Source organism: Clostridioides sp. ES-S-0005-03 (assembly GCF_020658455.1).
Classification (GTDB): domain Bacteria; phylum Bacillota; class Clostridia; order Peptostreptococcales; family Peptostreptococcaceae; genus Clostridioides.
The window spans coordinates 160,634-184,176 of the sequence record NZ_JACVWI010000001.1 but is presented as its reverse complement, the minus strand read 5'-3'; the positions used below and the strand labels follow the sequence as shown (position 1 = coordinate 184,176).

General features: G+C 27.7%; 25 protein-coding genes. 1 reads left to right on the top strand and 24 read right to left on the bottom strand.

The genetic code is table 11. The annotated features are described in order from the left end of the window. Positions 1-125: 125 nt before the first annotated feature. The 7 genes from IC218_RS00890 to aroE all read right to left on the bottom strand — a co-directional run bounded on the left by IC218_RS00890 (position 126) and on the right by aroE (position 4,541). Positions 126-587 (bottom strand): CD1247 N-terminal domain-containing protein, encoded by a 462-nt coding sequence (locus tag IC218_RS00890; RefSeq protein ID WP_227823640.1) that lies wholly within the window; start codon positions 585-587, stop codon positions 126-128. A gap of 91 nt (positions 588-678) precedes the next feature. Further along, on the bottom strand, positions 679-1,236 hold the full coding sequence (gene efp, locus IC218_RS00885; protein WP_227434156.1) for an elongation factor P: 558 nt from the start codon (positions 1,234-1,236) through the stop codon (positions 679-681). Positions 1,237-1,634: 398 nt separating this feature from the next. Next, positions 1,635-2,165, bottom strand: a complete 531-nt coding sequence (locus IC218_RS00880; RefSeq protein WP_227823639.1) for a hypothetical protein — start codon at positions 2,163-2,165, stop codon at positions 1,635-1,637. Next, the gene (locus IC218_RS00875) at positions 2,155-2,574 is read right to left on the bottom strand and encodes a hypothetical protein (protein ID WP_227434154.1); all 420 of its coding nucleotides are present in this window, start codon (positions 2,572-2,574) and stop codon (positions 2,155-2,157) included. Before IC218_RS00875 ends, IC218_RS00880 begins: the two co-directional genes overlap by 11 nt. A gap of 19 nt (positions 2,575-2,593) precedes the next feature. Further along, complete coding sequence (locus IC218_RS00870; RefSeq protein ID WP_227823638.1) at positions 2,594-3,286, bottom strand: hypothetical protein; 693 nt, start codon at positions 3,284-3,286, stop codon at positions 2,594-2,596. Then, positions 3,273-3,632 carry a hypothetical protein gene (locus tag IC218_RS00865; RefSeq protein WP_227823637.1) on the bottom strand — a complete coding sequence of 120 codons (360 nt, stop codon included), beginning with the start codon at positions 3,630-3,632 and terminating at the stop codon, positions 3,273-3,275. Before IC218_RS00865 ends, IC218_RS00870 begins: the two co-directional genes overlap by 14 nt. A gap of 57 nt (positions 3,633-3,689) precedes the next feature. Next, positions 3,690-4,541, bottom strand: a complete 852-nt coding sequence (gene aroE / locus IC218_RS00860; RefSeq protein ID WP_227434151.1) for a shikimate dehydrogenase — start codon at positions 4,539-4,541, stop codon at positions 3,690-3,692. A gap of 258 nt (positions 4,542-4,799) precedes the next feature. Between aroE and sigK the strand changes: the two genes are divergently transcribed. Beyond that, positions 4,800-5,441, top strand: coding sequence for an RNA polymerase sporulation sigma factor SigK (sigK, locus tag IC218_RS00855; RefSeq protein ID WP_227434150.1), 642 nt, complete (start codon positions 4,800-4,802; stop codon positions 5,439-5,441). 99 nt (positions 5,442-5,540) lie between these two features. Here sigK and IC218_RS00850 read toward each other — a convergent pair whose 3' ends face one another. The 17 genes from IC218_RS00850 to IC218_RS00770 form a co-directional block, all read right to left on the bottom strand. Continuing rightward, positions 5,541-7,205, bottom strand: a complete 1,665-nt coding sequence (locus IC218_RS00850; RefSeq protein ID WP_227823636.1) for a peptidoglycan D,D-transpeptidase FtsI family protein — start codon at positions 7,203-7,205, stop codon at positions 5,541-5,543. A gap of 71 nt (positions 7,206-7,276) precedes the next feature. Continuing rightward, positions 7,277-8,524 (bottom strand): peptidase U32 family protein, encoded by a 1,248-nt coding sequence (locus IC218_RS00845; RefSeq protein WP_227823635.1) that lies wholly within the window; start codon positions 8,522-8,524, stop codon positions 7,277-7,279. After that, positions 8,511-9,185: an O-methyltransferase gene (locus IC218_RS00840; RefSeq protein ID WP_227434147.1), complete on the bottom strand. Its 675-nt coding sequence runs from the start codon at positions 9,183-9,185 to the stop codon at positions 8,511-8,513. The genes IC218_RS00845 and IC218_RS00840 overlap by 14 nt, the downstream gene beginning before the upstream one ends. 172 nt (positions 9,186-9,357) lie before the next feature. Further along, positions 9,358-10,437, bottom strand: a complete 1,080-nt coding sequence (mltG, locus tag IC218_RS00835) for an endolytic transglycosylase MltG (protein WP_227482211.1) — start codon at positions 10,435-10,437, stop codon at positions 9,358-9,360. 226 nt (positions 10,438-10,663) lie between these two features. Beyond that, the gene (locus IC218_RS00830) at positions 10,664-11,989 is read right to left on the bottom strand and encodes a pyrimidine-nucleoside phosphorylase (RefSeq protein WP_227482210.1); all 1,326 of its coding nucleotides are present in this window, start codon (positions 11,987-11,989) and stop codon (positions 10,664-10,666) included. 178 nt (positions 11,990-12,167) lie between these two features. After that, complete coding sequence (locus tag IC218_RS00825; RefSeq protein ID WP_227434144.1) at positions 12,168-12,980, bottom strand: purine-nucleoside phosphorylase; 813 nt, start codon at positions 12,978-12,980, stop codon at positions 12,168-12,170. A 68-nt stretch (positions 12,981-13,048) separates the two neighbouring features. Continuing rightward, positions 13,049-14,221, bottom strand: a complete 1,173-nt coding sequence (locus IC218_RS00820) for a phosphopentomutase (RefSeq protein WP_227434143.1) — start codon at positions 14,219-14,221, stop codon at positions 13,049-13,051. A 41-nt stretch (positions 14,222-14,262) separates the two neighbouring features. Next, on the bottom strand, positions 14,263-15,177 hold the full coding sequence (locus IC218_RS00815; protein ID WP_227434142.1) for a tyrosine-type recombinase/integrase: 915 nt from the start codon (positions 15,175-15,177) through the stop codon (positions 14,263-14,265). Positions 15,178-15,188: 11 nt separating this feature from the next. Then, positions 15,189-15,794 (bottom strand): stage II sporulation protein M, encoded by a 606-nt coding sequence (locus IC218_RS00810; protein ID WP_227434141.1) that lies wholly within the window; start codon positions 15,792-15,794, stop codon positions 15,189-15,191. Positions 15,795-15,862: 68 nt separating this feature from the next. Next, positions 15,863-16,399 carry an NUDIX hydrolase gene (locus tag IC218_RS00805; protein ID WP_227434140.1) on the bottom strand — a complete coding sequence of 179 codons (537 nt, stop codon included), beginning with the start codon at positions 16,397-16,399 and terminating at the stop codon, positions 15,863-15,865. A gap of 1 nt (position 16,400) precedes the next feature. Further along, on the bottom strand, positions 16,401-17,468 hold the full coding sequence (locus IC218_RS00800) for a DUF3866 family protein (protein WP_227434139.1): 1,068 nt from the start codon (positions 17,466-17,468) through the stop codon (positions 16,401-16,403). Between the two features lie 4 nt (positions 17,469-17,472). Beyond that, positions 17,473-18,297, bottom strand: coding sequence for a glycosyl transferase (locus IC218_RS00795; protein ID WP_227434138.1), 825 nt, complete (start codon positions 18,295-18,297; stop codon positions 17,473-17,475). Positions 18,298-18,304: 7 nt separating this feature from the next. After that, positions 18,305-18,997 carry a glycosyltransferase family 2 protein gene (locus tag IC218_RS00790; protein ID WP_227434137.1) on the bottom strand — a complete coding sequence of 231 codons (693 nt, stop codon included), beginning with the start codon at positions 18,995-18,997 and terminating at the stop codon, positions 18,305-18,307. Positions 18,998-19,020: 23 nt separating this feature from the next. Continuing rightward, a complete protein-coding gene (locus IC218_RS00785) occupies positions 19,021-19,896 on the bottom strand; it encodes a copper transporter (RefSeq protein WP_227434136.1) in 876 nt (291 codons plus the stop codon). 17 nt (positions 19,897-19,913) lie between these two features. Beyond that, a complete protein-coding gene (gene steA, locus IC218_RS00780; RefSeq protein ID WP_227434135.1) occupies positions 19,914-21,035 on the bottom strand; it encodes a putative cytokinetic ring protein SteA in 1,122 nt (373 codons plus the stop codon). Between the two features lie 408 nt (positions 21,036-21,443). Further along, positions 21,444-22,268 carry a sporulation transcription factor Spo0A gene (spo0A, locus tag IC218_RS00775; protein WP_003424711.1) on the bottom strand — a complete coding sequence of 275 codons (825 nt, stop codon included), beginning with the start codon at positions 22,266-22,268 and terminating at the stop codon, positions 21,444-21,446. A gap of 141 nt (positions 22,269-22,409) precedes the next feature. Next, positions 22,410-23,471 carry a SpoIVB peptidase S55 domain-containing protein gene (locus IC218_RS00770; RefSeq protein WP_227482207.1) on the bottom strand — a complete coding sequence of 354 codons (1,062 nt, stop codon included), beginning with the start codon at positions 23,469-23,471 and terminating at the stop codon, positions 22,410-22,412. Between the last annotated feature and the right edge of the window lie 72 nt (positions 23,472-23,543).

Below are 23,543 nucleotides of genomic sequence, written 5' to 3'. Positions count from 1 at the left end.
GTGTACTATTTTTGTGCAACTATTGCAAAACCAAAATCTAAAATACTTGTCCTCATAAAAATAAAACTACCTATGAAACAAAATATCTCATAGGCATCATAGGCAGTTTTATTTCTTATGAATTTTTATTCTCTATCATCACAATTCGAACAACCACCACATGTACAATCATCATCATCATAATCATCTTCTGATGATAATATTACAGCCTTACAATCAGGACAAACAACATCTACGTCATCATCATATAACAAATCTTCGTCTATTTCTACTAATTCTCCACAATTTGGGCATTCCATTTCTATATAGCTGAAGTCCTCATCGTCATCATTTTCTTCATCTTCTTCGTAAAAGTCATCTTCCATGTCAGCAATATCTTCTTCTAAATCTGCTAAATCTTCGTCTATAGATTCAACAAAATCTTGAAGTTCTTCCTGTTCTTCATCCAATGTTACAATAGCTTCTGCAAATACTTCTAATGCATCAACTATTTTATGTATCATTTTCCCTTCTTTACTTTCAGTGCTTATTTCTAAACCTTCTGCTAAACCTTTTAAGTATGCAACTTCTTCATATAAATGTTTCATGTAACACCCCTCGCTTTCTTTTTAATATATAAACTAAAAGCTCATATATCTTATATTATTAAGACATATAAGCTTTTATATACATAAATTTTTATACTCTTGATAAATATTCACCTGTTCTAGTATCTATCTTTACTTTATCTCCAGTATTTATAAATAATGGAACTTGAACAACTGCTCCAGTTTCAACTGTAGCTGCTTTAGTTACATTACTTGCTGTATCACCCTTTATTCCTGGCTCTGTATCTACAACTTCTAGTTCTGCAAAGTTTGGAGCTTCCACTTGGAATGGTTGTCCTTGATAAAATCTTATTGTAGCAACTTCATTTTCTTTTAAGAATTTAATTGCATCTTCAACTTGATCATAGTTTAATGGTATTTGTTCAAAATTTTCTTGGTCCATAAAATAATATAACTCACCATCATTGTATAGATATTGCATTTGTCTTGTATCTATTACAGCTTTAGGGAATTTTTCACTTGGATTAAAACTTTCTTCTCTTATAGCTCCTGTTTTTAAATTTCTGTATTTAGTCCTAACGAAAGCAGCTCCTTTACCTGGCTTAACGTGTTGAAAATCAACTACTAAACATGGTTGTCCATCTTTTTCAAATGTAACACCTTTTCTAAAATCACCTGCTGATACCATTTTTTGTTCCTCCATATTAAAATAAATTTCTTATTTTTTAGTAAATTTTACATTACTATGCCTTTAAAATTATATCTCTTACTTGAATTCTGTCAAGTCAGGATTACAAATTTTTACTAATATCATAATATCATAAGTTATACAATATAAACAAGTATTTGGCAGATTACTTATCCTATATTTTTATTATTTACATCTATAATCACACTTTATACATTTTATATGTTGATATTATTTATCTCTACAACTATACTTTCCACTATTACTCATTACTTTTTATTTAAAAACAATGGATAAACATAATTTTTTAGATTTTTACAGAATAACTTTTATGAAAATTTAAAACATTTTTCTTCATTAATAATACTGTTACTTAAAAATTATACTGTTACTTAAAATTATACATTTTTAATAAAATTCCATATTTTTACTTTAAACTCAGTTTCATATCTTTGATTACGTTTTGATAATTTCAAGATTATATTAATATATTCTCCATTATTAGACATTGAGACATACATTTCATCTACATAATCACCAATTTCATATCCACCAGCTTGACTACTTTCACCATTTAAAGAATTTACAAACAACTTATTTCGTCTCTCATTTAATATAATTTCTTTGTTGCTTGTATATTCTTCATTATAAGTTGTATTTTCATCTATATATCTACATTTTATGGATGTCATTTTTTTTAAACCTTCATCATTAGAAGATAAGTTTATTATCCCCTTAGAATTACCAATGATTCCTTCTATAGATTTTGTAATTTCAATACTTTGTTGTTGTAACTCTATTTTATCTTCTATTTTAACTTTTAAATTCATTGTAAGTATAAATATAGAATATAAAGTTATCACCAGTACTACAATTACAGTTAAAGATACTGCACTTTCTAAAAGTAAATATCCACATTTACGTTTCATATTTTCCCTCTTTCAAAAGTACTCTTCCACTTACAGGTGTTATTGTTATAGTTTTATTTAATCTACCATTATATATCTCTATTGTAGTTGCTCTTTGAGGTGAGCCATCAGATTTAAATTTTATAGTTTCAATACTTCTTGCGATTCTTACATTTCTAGGCAATACTATGGATTTAACATCTTTGCCATCTTTTCTCAATACATATCCTTCTTGTTCCTTTTGCTTTATATAGTATATATATGTATTGTAGTTGCTAAACATATTAATTCGTCTAACATACCTTATATCTGAACAAAGTTGACGTGCAAATAAATTTATTTTATGATTTTCAAGATTATCTTTTGGAAAACATATTGTAGTTATCAATAGTATTATACTTATGGATACTACTAATTCTATTACAGTCACATTCCTTCTTTTTTCAAAGTTATACACCCCTATACTTATATATATATACTAAGTTTTTTTCATCAAAGTTCTTTTTTATATTTTCTATTATCTCTTGGTAGATTTCTTCTTCTCCATTAGTGTTTTGATTATCAAAATCTTTACTGTCAGTCTCAAATATAGTTGAAAGTTCTATTTGGTCAAACGATTTAGACTCATCAGATGTTTCAATAGAATCTTTATCACTATAATCAGCCTCTGTATAATCTTTAATATCAACTCCTACCCATGGATTTTTAATTTTCACGCTCACTTTTATTACTTTTAAAAAGTCTTTCTCTCTAGCTGTACTTGTTATATCAAACTCAAAAAAATCTCCTTTGTCATATATAGTATTGTTTTCTATTTTTAAATGAACTTCTTCTAAATTACTATAAGATATATCTTTTATTTTTTTTATACAATCAATCATATTATTTCCTAAGAAATAGTCTCTAAATTCTTCTTCATTATTAGATATATTAATAGCTTCTTCCACACAGCAAAGGACATTACTTATTGATATTTCTATACCACTTAAAGAAACTTCCCTTAACTTAGCATCTTTATATTCTAATTCAAATAAGTTCTCATTACTATAAATTAAACCTATACACATAATACATACAGTGCTTATAATAGAAAATATTATCAATGTTATTATTAATATAGAACCTTTATTATTTCGTAACATAACTCTTAAATCTTAATTGTTTTAAATCACTCTTAATTTCCATATTTATTTCATAACATTGATAATAGTTTAAAATTTGTTTCACTGTGCTATTTATCTCATAACCTTTTATGTAATTTTTATTTATTTCATCCTCAGTCAGTTGATATTCATTATTTTTTATTTTATATTTCTCATCTTCCAAGTATTTCTTTGCAATATTTAACATCTCTCTATTAGATACATTTTTACTAATAAAACTATAGCAGTTATATAAAGATGTAGATACCAAATACACAGCTACATATAATATGGCGATACTCATTATACATTCAATTGATATAAAACCACTCTTTTTCGTTTTCAATAATAAAAAACCTCTCATTAATATTTTTATTCTATAGATTAAATCTTAAGGATTTAGTTATAAATTCTTTTCATAAAGCTCTTTTATACAACTATTTTCATTACTATCTAACTTTATTCCAGTCCATATACAAAATGCACTTAGACCTTGATTTATTAACATATCAATTCCAAATATAACATCTAAATTGTATTTTCTCGCCCATTTTATAAGGCTTGTTTCATGAGGCTTGTATACTATATCACATACTAGTATTTTTTTGCTTGGAATCAATGATTCATCTATTGGACATAAGTTATTCCCCATACCTATTGGTGTAGTATTTATAAGTATATCAATTTTGCTTAAATCATTTTTATCAACTTCTTTAGTGCTATAGACTACATCTAATTTAAAACTGGATTTTATTATATTTGATATTTCCCTTGCTTTATCTATACTTCTATTTCTTATTTCTATAGATTTTACATTGTTAAATGCAAGTTCAATAGCAATACTTCTACACGAACCTCCACAACCTAATATCATGACCTTTTTGTCTTTTAGGTCAAACCCATTTTCAATTACAGCTTTTACAAATCCAACTCCATCAGTATTATATCCTTTTAATCTACCTCCTTCATTCTTAATCGTATTAACTGCTCCAACTAATTTTGCTTTGTAATCAATATAATCCAAGTATTTAATTATATTTACCTTATGAGGTATTGTCACATTACAACCCTCTACACCCATACTTTTTATGGACTCTACTGTTTTCCATAAGTCTTTTGACTCTACATCAAAGCATACATAAACATTATTTTGTTTGTATTTTTCAAATAAGTAATTATGCATGATTGGTGAAAAACTTTGTTTCACTGGATGTCCTAAAAGACATATAAGCTTTGTTTCGCTATTTATAATCATATCTTTCTCCCTTTTATTTATTGACATCTAAAATTCAATTTATACCAAATAAACTAATAATTTATCCGTCTTATTTTTTATATATTCAACAAAAAATCAAACTTAAATTCTTCTTTTTAATGTTATATTACAGCCAAAAGTTTGTAAATATATGTTTTAAATTCTAACAGTATACATATTATTTTATTGAATAACAGTCAACTTGGATAAGTCTCCTTCATATAATTTAAAGTGACCGTTAAAAAGGGGGGTGACTTATTGGCAGCGCTTAAATCTTTTGAAAAACCCTTAACCCCTGAAGAAGAGATTGAGTATTTAACTAAATTTAAAATAGAAAATGATAAAAGTGCAAAAGATATATTGATTGAAAGAAACATGAGATTAGTAGCTTATATCGCAAAAAAATATAACAATTCGACAGAAGATCAAGATGATTTAATATCTATAGGTACAATAGGATTAATAAAAGCTATAGAAACTTATAATATAGATAAAGGAACTCGATTGGCAACATACGCTTCTAGATGTATTGAAAATGAAATTTTAATGAATATCAGATCTAACAAAAAAAACAAATCACAAGTATCTCTACAAGACCCTATCGGAACAGATAAAGAAGGTAATGAAATAAGTCTTTTGGATATACTTGGTACAGATGTCAACTATGTTCTTGACGAAGTTGAGTTAAAAGTTCAAGTTGGAAAACTATATGAACAACTTAACAAAATCCTTACTCCTAGAGAAAGAGAAATTGTCCAGTTAAGATACGGGTTAACTCCTTATGGGTATAAAACTCAAAGAGAAATAGCACAAAGACTTGATATCTCTAGATCATATGTGTCCAGAATCGAAAAAAAAGCTCTTAAAAAACTAGAAAAAGAGCTTGTTCAAGAAAATTAATATTATATTTTTAGAAGGATATATCGTATAACATTAGACAAAACAACTTGCCTAAAAATTAAAATTACGATATATCCTTAAATTTTATAATACATGACTTTATTTTATACTTTCACATATTTCTTTAAATATAGGTATTGCTGATTTACTTTCCTTTTGAGTTCCTTCTACTAGCACAGTTATTACATACTTAGGTCTTTTCTCTGGATAAAATCCAGTTATCCAACCATGATCTATTGGCTTTTTATTCAGACTACTTTGAGCTGTACCAGTTTTTACCCCACATCCTCCTTCTAAATCCTTTAGGACTTTAGCTGTTCCAACTTTAGAAACAGATTTCATAATTTCTTTTACTTGTGTGCATACATAAGGAGAAATAATTTCTTCTTTTTTTGAAGACTTATAGGTTTTTACTGTCTCCATATCATTATTTACAAGACTTTTATATAAATATAATGGTTCAAATGTTCCATTATTAGCTATTATCTGGGTCATTTGATTTATTTGGAGTGGTGTAAATTCTATATTTTCTTGACCTATAGCTAAATTACGTATTGATATATTTTTTGGAGCTTCTCTAATTCGTTCTTCATCAAGACCAATATCAACCTTTTCAAATAAATGTAATTTTTCAGCAGATTTTAATATCTTCTCTTTACCAACTTTCATTGCTATATCTAAAAATGCTGGATTACATGAATTAGAAAAAGTTTGCTGTAAGGATTGAAGACCATGTCCATCTAGTTTATTGCATCGCAATATTTCATTACTATTTCCAACTTTAGTTTTACCTTTGCAATTGTAGGTATAATTCTCATCTACAACTCCATTTTCAAGCGCAGAAAATAGTACTACCATCTTAAACACAGAACCTGGCGGATATGTCGATTTTATGACTCTATTCTCAAATTCTCCATTTTTACTCTTTAAACTCTTTGCTATGTTATTTTGGTCAAAATTAGGTCTAGAACACATAGCAAGAATTTCACCTGTAGATACGTCTGAAATCATTGCTGCTGTTGGATTTTCTTCTTTATTTAGTATTTGCTCTAAATTTTTTTGAATATCATAATCAATAGTAGTTTTTAAATGTTTATCTTTATCTTTTTCATCAATTGTTTTTACACTTCCCTTTAAAATATTTAGAGATTTTTCGTTTCCCGCATCTCCTGCTTTAAAGGCACTTATATATTTTTCATTTGAGTTTCTAAGCACACTATCCATACTTTTTTCTATCCCCAATTGACCTGATTTATCATCATCTTTTATATAACCTATTGTATGTGATAATAAACCATCCTGTGAATATCGCATAGTCTTTTCTTCTAACATTATACCATTCTTCTCAAGTTGTTTTTTCATGCTATTATCAATATTTTCGGTCTGAATTTGTATTATAGGATGTGCCAATTGTTCTTGTATAATTTTATATATTTCCAAATCATCCATCTTCGTAGCCTTCTTAACAAGTTCCAGTATTTTATAGTTGTTATTTAATTTTTCTTTCTCAACAACTAAAATCTGAACTTTACTTGTATCTGTAAGTTTCTTATTATTTCTATCATAAATTATGCCTCGTCCACTATTTAACTCTACTTTCTCAACACTCTGCGATTCAACATTTTTTTTGTACTTATCACCTTTTAATACCTGTATATCAACTAGCCTATATATTAAACCACTATAAATTATTAAAATTATAGTAAATATATACCAGCTTCTCTTTCCCACTTTTTTAAAAAATGGAGTCTTTTTTTTTGACATGAAATCACCCCTTAGATAATTTCATTATTGACAATTTCTAAGGGGCTAATACTATTTTTATTAAATTTTTATTACTCTTCAACTTTTTCTTCTATAACTTTTCTAAGCATATAATCTTTCTCAACTTTTACAGATAGTTTTAACTTAACTATCTGTCTAGGGTGAGGAGCTGATTCTATAGGCTCTCCTTCTTCGTTGTACATTTCTTCTATTTTAGTAAACATAGTTTCTTTATAAGGTCCCATAACTTCTATTTCATCACCAACACACATTTTATTTCTCTGTTCAACTACAATAAGCCCATTTTCATCCTCCGCCTCTCTAACTATACCTATAAAATCATAGTTTCTAACATATGATGCTGATTGATAATTTTGGTCTTCTGTTGTTGGCTTATTCAAGTAAAAACCTGATGTGAAATGTCTATGGCTCCCTTTCTTCAACTCGTCCATCCACATAGGATTAAATTTCCAGTTCTCAGGGTCCTTATAAAATTCATCTATTGCCATTCTATATGCTCTTACAACTGTTGCTACGTAATACGATGTCTTCATTCTTCCTTCTATTTTTAAGCTTGTTATACCAGATTTAATTAATTCTGGTATGTATTCTATCATACACAAATCTTTTGAGTTAAAAAAGAATGTACCTCTTTCATCCTCATATATAGGGAAATATTCACCAGGTCTTTTTTCTTCAACTAAATGATATTGCCATCTGCAAGATTGAGCACAAGAACCTTTGTTTGCATCTCTTCCAGTCATATAATTACTTATCAAACATCTTCCTGAGTAAGAGATACACATAGCTCCATGCATAAAAGCTTCTATATCCATATCTAAAGGTGTTTTAGCTCTTATTTCAGATATTTCATCAAATGATAATTCTCTTGCCACTACAACTCTTTTTATTCCATGTTCATACCAAAAATTGGCACTAAGATAATTAGTTGTATTTGCTTGTGTACTTAAATGTATTTCCATATTTGGAATTACTTTTTTAATTACACTAAGAACACCTGGGTCAGCTATTATAACTGCATCTATTCCTATCTCTTCTAACTCCAATAAATAAGCTTCTAATTGTAGGAAATCTTCATTGTGAGGTATTATATTTACTGTTACAAAGACTTTCTTCCCTCTCTCATGTGCAAAAGCTACACCTTCTGCCATATCTTCTTTACTAAAGTTTTTTGCAGCAGACCTCATTCCAAAGATTTCTCCACCTATATAGACAGCGTCTGCTCCATATGTTATAGCTATTTTTAATCTCTCCAAATCACCTGCTGGAGCTAAAAGTTCAACTTTATTTAATTCCATCTACGTCACCTCTTTTACTTTCTTTATAACTTAATGCCACACCATCTCCGATTGGTATCAATGATGTACTCAAATAATCACAATTACATATATAATCTAAATAATTTCTCATTCTTTTTACTATGGTTTTCTTTCTTCTTACAACAAAATCATCATGTGCAACCATTCCTTTATATAAAATATTATCAGAAACTAATAGTCCACCATCTTTTAGCTTATCTATAACTAAATCAAAAAATAGCTTGTATTGACCTTTTGCTGCATCTATAAATATAAGGTCAAATTCACCTTGGATTTGACTCAATTTTTCTTCTGCATCTCCTTCTAGTATAGTTATGTTATTTTCAAATCCAGCTAATTTTATATTTTCTTTTGCTTTTTCTATCATTTTTTCGCTTCTTTCAACAGTTATTATATCTGCACCTTTTCCTATGATTGTTGCAAAGAAAATAGAAGAATAACCAATTGCACATCCTACTTCTAAAACTCTTTTCGGCTTTTGAATCTTTAATAAAACTTTTAACAAGTCTGAAACTTCTTTGTGTATTATAGGAACACTATTTTCTTCAGCATAAATTTCCAAATCTTTTAAAAGTCCTTCTTTTTCTTTTAATGTTACTCTTATATAATCTTCAACCAAGTCATTAACTATATTACTCATAAAAAACACTCCCTAAAATAATAAACATCAAAATTTTGTCTTAATTTATTATTTTTTAAATTCATATTGCTCTGTATATTTACACTTTCTTTATTATAAATCTAAGAATAACAATTTTCAATAAAAAAGCCCAACATTATTCTTACCCTGTTAGACTTTTTATAATCATTGTTTATTTTGTGGTATTTTCATTATTTGTTGTTTTTGTATCTTTACCTTGTTTATCTCTCGCTTCCTTGTACTCTTTAACATATTTTAAATGGTCTTGATAGTTTGTACTATAGTTATTTCCTCCATCAATCTTTGCTACAAAATACAAGTAATCTGTTTTATCTGGGTAAAGTGCTGCCTCAATAGATTTTATACCAGGATTTGATATTGGTGTAGGAGGTAATCCTTTATTTTTGTAACTATTATATGGTGAATCAATTTTTAAATCATTATAAGTTACAATTTTCTTTCTTTCTTCAAATATATATTGTATTGTTGCATCTGATTGAAGAGGCATACCTACTTTAAGTCTATTGTAAAATACACTTGCAATTATTGGTCTATCTTTATCAAGTACAGCTTCTTTTTCAATTATTGAAGCCATCTCCATTACTTCTTGAAGAGTCATCTTTGATTCTTTTTGTTTCTTTTTAAATTTGTCTGTATATTTACTATCAAATACGTTTAACATTTCATTTAAAATATCTTCCTCTGATTGTTTCTTTGAATTAAAATAATATGTTTCTGGATACAAAAATCCCTCTAAAGAAGTTATTCCATCTTCTTTTAAGAATGTAAACTTGTCATAAAACTCTTGAGGTTTTTTTATTAGATTTTCAAAGGTAGTTTTATCTCCTAAGTTTTTATTTACTAATATTGATATAATTTCTTTAGATGTAGACCCTTCTGGAATAGTTACTTTTACACCATCATGATATATTTTTCCTGAAGCTAAAAGGCTTATTATATCATTATTTGAATACGATTGATTAAGTAAATATGTTCCTGATTTTATAGATGGTGCCTTATTACTTACTTTTACTATCAATTTAAACAATAATTCATTTTTTATTAATTTATTTTCATATAGTATGTCAGATATTTTTCCAACTGATGCTCCACTTGGAATGTCAATAATTACATCTTCTTTGTTATTTTTGTCATAAGGACCTATTTGCATAGACACAAATATACCTACCACAACAATTAAAATAACAACTATTAATGCTACTATTTTCAATCTATTTTTTTTAAAATTCATAATATAATCTACTCCTTATGTATATTTGTCCATTTTCTATTATAAAACTAAGCACTGTAATTTTCAATCATCTTGTCGAATAAACTTATTTATATTATAAAAAAATACTTTAAAATATATTTTTATTATTATATATTTAATACTTCTCAAACTTTTCAAAAAAATAAAAAACCTAACACTATTTTTAACATGTTAGGCTTTTTATAATCACTTTTTCTAAAATTTTCTAAAATTTTTTAATTTCATCTTTAGTTACAATACCATATACTAATTTATTTTTTTCTATTTCTTCATCTACAATAGAATATGAATTGACGAATCTATCCTTTGCTAATGTAAGTTTTTTCTCATCATCATAGTGCATATATGCTAAAACTTCACCCTTTTTTACATAATCTCCAACTTTTTTTTCTAAAATTATTCCTGCTGATAAATCTAAAATATCATCTTTAGTTTCTCTACCAGCTCCAAGAATCATAGCTGATATGCCTATATCTTCTGCCTTAATCTTACTTATATACCCAGATTTATCTGATTTGATTGGATACTTATACTTTGATTCTTTAAATAGAGAATAATCATCAACTATATCTTTATTTCCACCTTGATTTTCTATGAACTCTTTAAGTTTATCTATAGCTCTACCAGATTTTATTGATTCTTGTATCTTTTCAATACCATCATTAAAGTTACATGCAACTTTTGCTAAAACCAGCATATATGCTCCTAAAACTTCACATAATTCAACAAGATCTTTTGGTCCATTTCCTTTTAAGGTTTCAATTGCTTCTATAACCTCTAAAGAGTTCCCAACAGCAAAGCCTAGAGGTTCATCCATATCTGTCACAATTCCTATGGTATCTTTATTCATACCAACACCTATATCAACCATAGCTTTTGCCAATTCAAAAGACTCCTCTAAAGTCTTCATAAATGCCCCATTTCCAGTTTTCACATCTAATACGATTGCATCAGCTCCGGAAGCTAGCTTTTTAGACATTACACTAGATGCTATCAATGATATATTGTCTACAGTTGCTGTAACATCCCTAAGAGCATAGATTTTTTTATCTGCAATTGCTACCTTTGCACTTTGACCACAAACTGCTATTTTATGCTTGTTTACAGAATCAATAAATTTATTTATATCCATTTCTGTAGAAAAACCTGGTATAGCTTCCAATTTATCAATAGTTCCTCCAGTATGCCCGAGACCTCTTCCAGACATTTTTGCAACTGGTGCTCCACATGAAGCAACTAAAGGTATAAGAGCTATTGTAGTCTTATCTCCGACACCACCTGTACTGTGTTTATCTACTTTTATACCCTCGATATCTGAAAGCTCTATCATATCACCAGAGTGCATCATTGCCTCTGTAAGATATACAGTCTCTTGTCTATTCATCTTATTTAAATAAATAGACATTAATAGTGCAGAAGCTTGATAGTCAGGTATATCTCCTTTAGAATAGTTTTCTATAAAGTAATTTATCTCTTCTTTGCTAAGTTCTAAATTATCTCTCTTTTTTTTTATAATATCATACATTCTCATACTTGAAATCTCCATTCTAACCTGTAATAATGTAAATAAATTTATAAACATATTTATATATTATAATATTATAAAAAACTGTCTCTTATTAGAAATACTTTTCTATATCAAGACAGCTCCTTATTAATTATTTTCAAATTGTACATTATCTATTTTATAATAAATTTACTTAAATCCTCTATAAATTCTTAACTGTACTCTTAACTAAGTTCAAAAACTCTGATTTGACTTTTTGAGTAGTTTGTATAACTTCTTCATGACTTAATGGTTGATTTAAGATACCAGCAGCCATATTAGTTATACAAGATATACCAATAACATCAATATTAGAATGTGCTGCTACTATAACTTCTGGAACTGTTGACATTCCAACTGCATCAGCACCCAATATTTGAGCCATTCTTACTTCTGCTGGTGTTTCATAATTGGGTCCACTAAAGAACATATATACACCTTCTTTTACATCTATATTGTATTCTTTAGCACACTCTTTAACTATATCTATATATTTACATGAATATGCATCTGACATATCTGGAAATCTATCTCCAAGTCTATCATCATTTTTTCCTACTAATGGATTACTACCACTAAAATTTATATGGTCTCTTATAATCATCAAATCCCCTGGTTTAAATTGCTTATTTACACCACCAGCAGCATTAGTTACTACAATAATTTCGACTCCAAGAGCTTTCATAACTCTAACTGGAAAAGTGGCTTCTTTTTGAGAATAACCTTCATAGTAATGAAATCTTCCTTGCATAGCAATTACTTCTTTTCCTGCAAGCTTTCCAATAACAAGTTGCCCAGCATGTCCTTCTACTGTTGAAACAGGGAAATTTGGAATTTCGCTATATTTAATTATGACAGAATCTTCTATATCATTTGCTAAATCACCAAGCCCAGAACCTAATATTAGACCAACTTTAGGCTTTATATTAATTTTAGAATTTATAAATTTACTACTTTGTTCTATCTTTTCAAACATTCCAATCCCTCCATTCATTCTATTAAGATAATTTTTATTAGCTTATATATTTATCTTCTATTTAATATTTAAAATAAATCTTTTTTAAAACTCGTTCCATGTTTAGGCAGTTTTACATCCAATATATCTGCAACAGTTGCTCCAATATCAGCAAAAGTATCTTTTATTCCTAAATTAAATCCTTTTTTAATCTTACTACCATAAATCATTACTGGAATATATTCTCTTGTATGGTCTGTACCTTTATATGTTGGGTCATTTCCATGGTCTGCATTAATTATAAGAATATCATCTTCCCTCATATTGCTCATTATCTCAGGAAGCCTATTATCAAACTCTTCAAGTGCTTTCTTATATCCTTCTGGGTCTCTTCTATGACCATATTTTGAATCAAAATCAACAAGGTTTGAATATATCAAGCCTTTATTATCTTGTTTCATATATTTTAAAGTTTCATCTACTCCATCCATATTACTTTTAGTATGAATAGCTTCTGTAATTCCTTTACCATTAAAAATATCTTCTATTTTTCCAACAGCTAATACTTCAAGACCTGATTCTTTTATATTATCAAGTACAGTTGGTTCAAATGGGTCCAGTGAATAATCTCTTCTATTTGAAGTTCTAACAAATTCACCTGTTTTTTTACCTATAAATGGTCTGGCAATTACTCTAGCCACTGCATTATCACCCATCATTATTTCTCTAGCTATTTTACACATACTATACAACTCTTCTAGTGGAATCACCTCTTCATTAGCTGCTATTTGAAATACACTATCAGCTGAAGTATATACTATTACATCTCCAGTTTTTATTTGATGTTCTCCATATTCATCAATTATCACAGTCCCTGAAGCTGGCTTATTTCCTACTACTTTTCTTCCAGTTTTTTTCTCAAACTCTTCTATAATTTCTTTTGAAAATCCATGTTCAAATGTTTTAAAAGGTTTATCAACTATTATCCCAGTCATTTCCCAGTGACCAGTAGTAGTATCTTTTCCTTGAGACATTTCCTTACATTTTCCAAAGCATCCTATTGGCTCTTTTTCATCTTCAAAAAAATCTACACCATCTATATTTCCTATACCTAATTTTCTCATATTAGGAATTTGTATTTCTGGATATTCTTTAAATATATTTCCAAGAGTACTTACATCCTTACTGTCTCCAAAATTTTCAGCATCAGGCAATGCTCCTATTCCAACACTATCAATTACAATCCAAATTACTCTGCTCATATAAATATGCTCCTTTTAAATTATAAAATTTGCTATATAGTCTATTTAGCTTCTACTTTTTGTAACTCTATATCAATATCATTTCTAGGATGTTTTTCTTTTATTTCTCTTCTCACGTTTTTATCTATGTGGTTTAAATATACTTGTAAACTAGACAAATTAACATTTCCTAAGATTTTACTTACAACAGCAATGTTAGCACCTTCATTCAAAAGATGAATAGCAAATGAATGTCTAAGCATTGTAGGATTTATGTTTTTATCTATATTAGCTAAATTAGAATATTTTTTTATAACTTTCCAAAGACCTTGTCGTGTGAATCTTTGTCCTAATGAACTTACAAATAATGACTTTTCACCTTCTACAGCTATTTTAGGTCTTGCTTCTTTTAAATATTTCTCTAAATAAAGTTTTGTAATATCACAAAGAGGTATCACTCTTTGGCTTTTACAGCATGAACTACAATATATATAGTCAATATCCAAGTCAACATCGTCTACATTCATATCTACTAGCTCTGATACTTTTATACCTGTACCATATAATACTTCAAAAATAGCCTTGTCCCTAATTAATTTAGGTGTTGTTAACTTAGGAAAATTTAATAATCTTTCAATTTCTTCTTCTGTAAGTATATTTATATTTTCTTTTTTTACCTTAGGTTTTTTTATATCCTTTGCAGGATTATTTGTACATACATGATTTAAAAATAAATAATCATGAAAAGATTTTATAGATGATATCATCCTTGCTATTGTAGCTATTGATACATTATCTTTTTCCAACTTTATTAAATAACTTATAATATCATTTTCTACTATATCTACTAGTTTAATGCTTTTTTGATTTATATATTCCATATATTTTTTTATATCCATAAAGTATGATGCCACTGTGTTCTCTGATAATTTTTTTTTATCTTTTATGTAATCTATATATCCCTCTATAATATCCATTATAAACTCCTTTATTTAACTAGGAACTTAATAATACCAATACTTACAGTATTTAATATTAATTGCAACCCCAATGATAGTGCTATTATAATTATAATATTTAGTATGTACCTCTTAATTAAAAACTGCATATTTCTTCTATTTTTCTTTTTAAATTCATAAACCATCTCTTTAAAATAGCTTAAACTAATTAATGTTAATATGATTGCACATGGAATAATAATCAAATTTTTAAATAATATTATCAAAATCATTTTTGCACTCTTAAATTTTAATGCCAATATAAAACTATTTATTGTATATCCAATTGACATTCCCTTTAATACAAAAATTACTAATACTGCTGGAATTGTTACTACAAATAGACTTAATAGAGCTATCGAGCCCATAAAGATTGTATCTGACTTTAAATTTTGTAGAACGGTATCTTTTACATTTATATTCAGATTATAATACTCTACAGCAGGATTTATATTGTTTAATATATTATCATTAGAACCTGGTAATATTTTATTTATATAGGACCCAATAACAATAGACATCATAAACAACAATCCTATAATAATTATTTGTCTATTTAATTCTCTAAAATCATTTTTTCTATATGTTTTTCTCAATTTTATTCCCCCTTGTCCTTTATAAAATAATATGCTGTAGGACAAGGGGTTATTCATTTTTATAAATATTAATTTTTAAACATATCTTTTACTAATAATAATCCAATAGAAGTTTTTGCATCTTCAACATCATTTTTTAATACCATATTATAGGCTTCTTCAAGTTCAACTTCGTAAACATCTAAAAATTCATCTGCATCTAGATTATTTTCTCCTGGAGTAAGACCTGTTGCCAAATATACAAACATTATCTCATTAGAAAAACCTGCTGAAGTGAAAAATTTATGTATTAGCTTAATATTTTTTGCACTATAACCAGTTTCTTCTTTTAGCTCCCTCTCCGCACATTCTTTAGGACTTTCATTTTTTTCTAGCTTACCAGCTGGAATTTCAAAAATTGGTTTTTCTATAGGTTTTCTAAATTGCTTCACTAATACAACTTTATTATCATCTGTAATTGCAACTATTCCTACTGCACCACCAACTTCTACTAATTCCCTCTTTTGATATCCTTGTCCTGGAATTTCAACAGTATCGACCTTTAAAGTAATTACCTTACCTGTATAAACTCTATCACTACTAATAGTTTTTTCTTCTAATACCATCTTAAACCTCCATTAAGTAATATGCTGCTGTACTTGCAGCTTTGAAAAATGCCTCATCTTGCTCATAATTTCTTCCCATACTTTTTACTTTTAGATTAAAATAGTCTAAATCCTCTTTCGTTTTATTATTATCTATATAAATTATATTATGCTTTTTATCTAAACCACTAGTTTTAACTTGTTCTTTTATAAATTTTAATTTTTCATCATCATATATAGTTATTGGTATATCTATATTTACATTTACAATTTCTTCAAATACAGTCATACTGTGATGTGAAATACCTTGATGCCTTTCTCGTTTGTCAGCAAAACTAATTCTTGGAATTGCTATTGCTTGTCCTCCAAGCTTTATTACAGCATCAAGAATTGGACCTTGTTCAATTCCTGTAAATCCATATTTAGTACCTGTACCAGCAATTCCTGGTCCCATACTTACAAATACTACATCGGCTTTTAATATTTCTTTTGCTGTAATCAATGCAGTGTATATATTTATACACTCATAGTCTCCCCCAAATGCATTTCCTATAGTTATTGTACTATCTATTAATTTTTTTTCTTTTAAAGTATCTACATTTTTACTTAAATAAATTGGAAGAGATGCTCCATCAGTCATTATATATACTAGTTTCTTATTAGGGTTATTTCTTTTAAATGAAGCTACAAATGGAGTTAACATACTATGAAGAGTTCCTACTACAACAGGAAGGCCTTCTAACTCTGTAAAATCATCAAATTTATCATGATAAATGCTTTCTTGTTCCTCAACAGCGTCTACCTTTATTTGAAGTGGTGTATATCTAAGTTTCATTATATGACCACCTTCAATTAAACTAGATTCCAAATTGTTTAAATTAGTTATTACAAAATGGTATCCACCAGTTCCTAGACTTAGTTCTACTGCTGTTGTATTTAAAACTACTTCATCCCCTATATCTACTACTCCAGACAGTTTTGGATAATTGTATGCTCTTTGTATTTCTCCATTTATATTTACTCTTATATCATCCAACGTTTCAGTTTGACTTACAATTGACTCAACAATCCCCACTCTTTTGCTTATCATAATGCTACCTTCCCAACTTATCTATAAAATTTAATAATTTATTTTTTTCTATTATTTTAGTCAATGAGTATTTTTCGGTAAATATATGCATAATAACTACAAATATTAACCACCCCAGTCTGATATTAAATGGATATCCAAAAGAAATTAGAATTCCAATAGACATTCCAAGAACATTTGAACCAGTATCTCCCATCATTGCTCTTGCCTTTAAATCATAATTAAAGTATGCAAGTACATTTGGAACTATAAGCAGTGGAAGAACTTGAACAAATCCTGTCAATGTTAAAAATACAATCACCATTATAAATAAATATGCTTTTATTGCTCTTCCTGGTCTTAAATCTAAAAGATTCATTAAATTGGTTGATAGAGCTATTATTAATGTATTTACTATTATATCTATTATGTCTTTTGATATAGACACAGAAACTATAAGTCCTACAAATCCACCAAACAAGGCCTTAAAGCCTCCAGTTGTAAGACTTCCTTTAAATAAACTTTTAAAGTGACCTTTTAGACCACTTACATTTCTATTTCCAATAATATCGTCTAGTATTCCTGCAAAAAACATGGATATCATACCAAACATAAACATAAATATATATGCTAAATCTCTATATTCTGTAGTAAAAAATGCAAGTATTATTCCATTAATCACAAGCATAGGTAAAAATACAATTCCCATACTTACTGGTATCATATCTTTTTTGTAGTTTGGTCTAAGTATATTTCCATTTATCAATAAATTTTTAAATAGTGGTATTGCAGCATAGGTTCCAAATAATCCTGTTAATAATAAAATGGTATAAAGTATATAATCTTTCACTAAGATACTACCTCCATTCTTTCTTTTTTTGTCCTAAAACCTTTTTTATATGATAATACTGCTTGCCTCTATGAATAAATCCTTTTAAATTTCTGCCAGTTTCATTATGAGTCATGTTTACTAATACTTCTTTAATTTTAAAACCATACTTTAGTATATCAATCGTCATTCCAACTTCAACACCATATCCAAAAGGTATTTCATCAAATTTTTCTAAAACTTCTCTTTTAAATATTCTTTGACCTGACAGAGTTGCATCTAGTTCAACTCCTGTCATCTCAAAAACAGAATTTTTAGCTAAACCTTTTACAAATCCCAGACCTCCTTTTTTCTTTGCAGGAGGAAACTTTGCTATAGTAACATCAGCTTCACCATTTAATATTGGTACAATTAATTTTTCAATTTCTTTAGCCGAACTACCTAGATCTCCATCCAAAAATCCTATAATATTTGCGCTTTTCATTGATACTTTAAGCCCATAGTTTAAAGCATATCCTTTACCTCTGTTTTTATCTAACTTAAAAAATTTAATTTTTTCATTCTTTAATTCAGATACAACCTTAGCAGTATTATCTGTTGAACCATCATCTACAACTACTATTTCATTTATTTCTTTAATTCCAACTATACTTTCTAATGTATAGTTTATTCTACTTTCTTCATTATAAGCTGGTATTATTATACTTATATAAGAATCCATTTTTTCTCTCCTTAAAATTATTTCTATTTTATAGATGGCAACAATGAAGTTGCAGTATCTAATCTACCAAAATTACCAACTATATTACCTTGTTGTAAAAGCATAGCTAGAGATACACTTCCTACACCTTCATCAATATTATCTATAGTTGCAACTTTATTTTTAGAATATAATTCTACATAAGAAGTTTTAACTCCTGTATTTTGAACTTCTACTAAATATTTATTTTCTGATTTTATTTTTGAAACTACAAATTTTTCTATTTTGTCAAATTGTTTTGTATTATCTTTTGCATCATTTCCACCAGCTATTACAACAGATTCATATTTTAGATATGTGTCACCAATAGAGTTAAATTTTATTACATCTAGTTCTTGAAGATATGTCAAAATGTCACTTGCATCTTCCTTTTTCAAGGTATCAATTATATAATTAACTGCATCATTTGTATTTTTAATTTCTGTACCTAATTTACTTGAGATTTCTTTTAATTTTTCTGGATTTGTTATATTTTCTTTTAACACTATGTTAAATGCAACACTACCATTAGATTTGTTTATTATATCTTCTATATTTTTTGTATAATCATCATTTTCATTAGCTGATATTATTCCTATACTTTTTCCACTTAATGAACCAATTAAAACCTTGTCCACATTTTTATTTATAAAATTAATTGCTTCTTCATAATCTTTATTTACCTTTGCTAAATCTACATCAAGTTTATCATTTTTTTCTTTTAAAATATTAAATTTATCATCCAAGTCATTTATTATATTTGCTTGCTGCTCGCTTAATTGTTGATTATTATTTAAATTAAATCCTACTAACATGCCTATACCCAAAGCTATAAATATAGCCCCAATAGTGACTATATAATATTTCATATTAATATGCATATTTATCCTCCTAAAATTTACATCTGTAATAATACCTTAAATTTCAATTGCATTAACTGTATAAATTGTTGAACTCCTGGTGACAATGATGCAACTACCAACACAGGAAATAATGCTGTTGCTATTAACGCCCATATGTACTTTATCTTTAGCTTACTTCTATATAACAAGTTAACTCCTTTAGCATCTATAAGCTTAGAACCTATCTTTAGTCTAACTAAAAAAGTACTTGCCATTCCCTTTCTTCCTTTTTCAAGGAAATCAATCATATTTGAATGTGTACCCACTGCTACTATTAACTCTGCTTTATACTCATACGCAATAAGCATAGCTATATCTTCACTAGTTCCTGGTGCAGGAAATACAACTGCATCCAAACCTAGTTCTTGAACTCTCTTAAGACCTGGTGCTCTACCATCTGTATAAGCATGTACTACTATTTCACTAGCTTTTTTTAAAGCTTCATCGCTTACACTATCCATATCTCCCACAATTACATCTGGAGTATATCCAAACTCAATTAAAGCATCTGCGCCTCCATCAACACCAACTAGAACAGGTTTTACCTCTTCTATGTATGAAAGCATTGTACTTAAATCCTCTTTATAGTCCTGACCTCTTACAACTATTAATACATGCTTATTTGCATAATTAGTTTGTACTTTTGGAATTTCTACTTCACCAAGTATAAATCCTTTTTCTTTTTTAGCATAATCTATAGTATTGTCTATAAATCTATCTAATTCTACGGCTAAGTTTTCATAAGCAGCCTTTATTTGATATGAAACTTCATACTTATCTAAAACTTCACCTGCACCTAAAAATTCTCCTTCTCTATATATCTTTCCATCTATAACTTCTATAGTCTGTCCTTCTTTTAATTCTTCAAATAATTCTTCTCCAATATTATCAATTATTAAGATATTATTCTCAGTCAATATTCCTGGACCTTTATTAGGATATCTACCACTTATAGAAGGAGCCGCATTTATGACAAGTTTTATTTTGGCTTCTACCAAAGAGTTTGCAGCAACTTCATCTATGTCTATATGATTTATAACTGCTATTTCCCCACTTTCAACTCTTTTAGCAAGCTTTTTAGTTTTTCGATCTACTTTTATAGGGGCCTCGACTCTCATTTTTAAACCTCCACTATCATTATTAAAATCACATTATATTATAGCATTACTTAAGAATAAAATAAATGTTTTAAGTTGGTCTTACATCTTTAATCATTATAACACTATATTTTATGATTTTTTTATTTAATACTTTTTGTAATATACTTTAAAAATTAATGTTTCGACTTGTTAAAGTATATTTTTATATTAAAAAACAAATCAACATTAATCTACAACTGACAAAGGTACATAATATGGCCATATTATAATAAAATTATATTAAATAAATAATAAAGAAAAAATAAAGCTTTTATTATATATTAAAACAGCAAAACGGTATAACCCTATTGGTTATACCGTTTTGCTGTTTGTAATGCATATTTATTGCCAATACCTTCATTAAAAGGTCTTACTTTTTCTGTCTATTTATTTAACCATACTATGTTCTAATCTTAATTTATCAGCAATCATTGCTATAAATTCTGAATTAGTTGGTTTTCCTTTAGTATTGTGTACCGTATATCCAAATAATTGATTTATTGTGTCAACTTTGCCTCTACTCCATGCAACTTCTATGGCATGTCTTATTGCTCTCTCAACTCTACTTGGTGTTGTATTGAATTTTTTAGCTATACTTGGATATAACTCTTTTGTTACTGCACCTAAAAGTTCAACATTATCAATGACCATTTTTATAGCTTCTCTTAGATATAAATACCCTTTTATATGAGCTGGTACTCCTATTTCGTGTATTATATTTGTGATTTCTGTTTCTATATTACCTACATTTTTAACGAAATCACTTCTTGTCATTTGAGTTTCTTGAACTGGTCTAGGCTTTGGCTCTACTTGAGTAACTCTATTAGAAACTAGTTCTCTAATTCTGTTTATAAACACAACAAAATCAAACGGCTTTACTATGTAGTAATCTGCTCCTAGATTTATTGCGCTTTGAGTTATCTTATCTTGACCTACTGCTGATAGTACTATTATTTTTGGCATTTTAGGTATATCCATAGTATTTAATTTTTCAATTACACCTAATCCATCCAGATGTGGCATTATTACGTCTAATATTAATAAATCTGGTTGTGTCTTTTTTACTAAATCTAATGCTTCAATCCCATCTTTAGCTATGCCTAATATATCGATATCATCCTCATTAGACAAATACTCTTTTAATACCTGACAAAAATCCTTATTGTCGTCTGCTAAAACTATTTTGATTTTTTCCACTAAAAATCCCCCCATTAAAAAACATCTTCTTATTACAGAAAACTAAACTTTTTACACAAATTGTTCCTAATTATCTACTCTAAAGCATATTCGACACTTCAAAATTATATTCCTCCTAGATAAGTGATAAAATAATAAATTTTTTTAATGCCTCACCTACAATTTTATCATTTCATCTATAAAAATACCATATCCTTTTTTCGGATTATCTCTAAAAACATGAGTTATTGCACCAATAATTTTATTATTTTGTATTATTGGAGCCCCACTCATCCCTTGTACAATCCCCCCTGTGTATTCCAATAACTTATCATCTACAACTTTTATTACCATATCTCTATAATTTCCTTTATCATATACTATACTTTCTATTTTTATATCATAGCTTGTTATATTTTTGTTTTTGTCTTCAAAAAGAATTATTGCATCCCCTATTTTTACATCTTGAGGTCTTCCAACTTCGATTAATTGTAATTCTTTATTTGCTAAATTAAATTCTTTATTTTGTTTTTCTGTAATATTACCACTTATACCTAATTTTGAGTTATTCGAAAAATTTCCCATCAGATTACTATCATTAAAATCACCTTTTATTCTGCCTACTTTTTCATTACTAGCTTTTAATATTTTTAGTTTTTCTGGTTTATATATATACCCTTGCTTAATCTTTAATAGTTCATTAGTGTCCGAATCTTTTATAGCATGACCAATTGCTTTAAATTTTTCCATATTAGGGTCATAAAAAGTCATAGTTCCAATTCCAGATATCTTATCTCTCACCCATAATCCAAGTTTATAATTACCATTTTCTTTTTTAGTTTCTATTGTCTCTGTTTTATATTTATTTTTTCTTTCAAAAGTCACTTCTACTTTACTTTTTTTAGCTTCATTTAAAATCTTTGATACATCCTGACTATCTTTTATTTTTTTATTATCTATTTTTACTATATTGTCGCCAATCTGTATGCCTCCAATATAATCTACATCCTCTTCCTCATATCCTAAAACCAATACACCATCTGTATTTGCTTTCACTCCAATTATATTTCCAAGTGGATATACATATTTTTTATCATGATTCTTAATTGTAAAAGTTTCTATTGGGGTCTCCTTATTTGTATTACAATTTTTATTTTGAAAAATTATAACCATCATAAAAATCGATACAGCTCCTAATATTATCCAAATATTTTTGAAATTCTTATTTATTTTGTTCATATATTCATCTACTCCTATGCTGTATTATTATGTATTTATAATTCCTTTTTCGTAAAAATTTATTCATTTAAA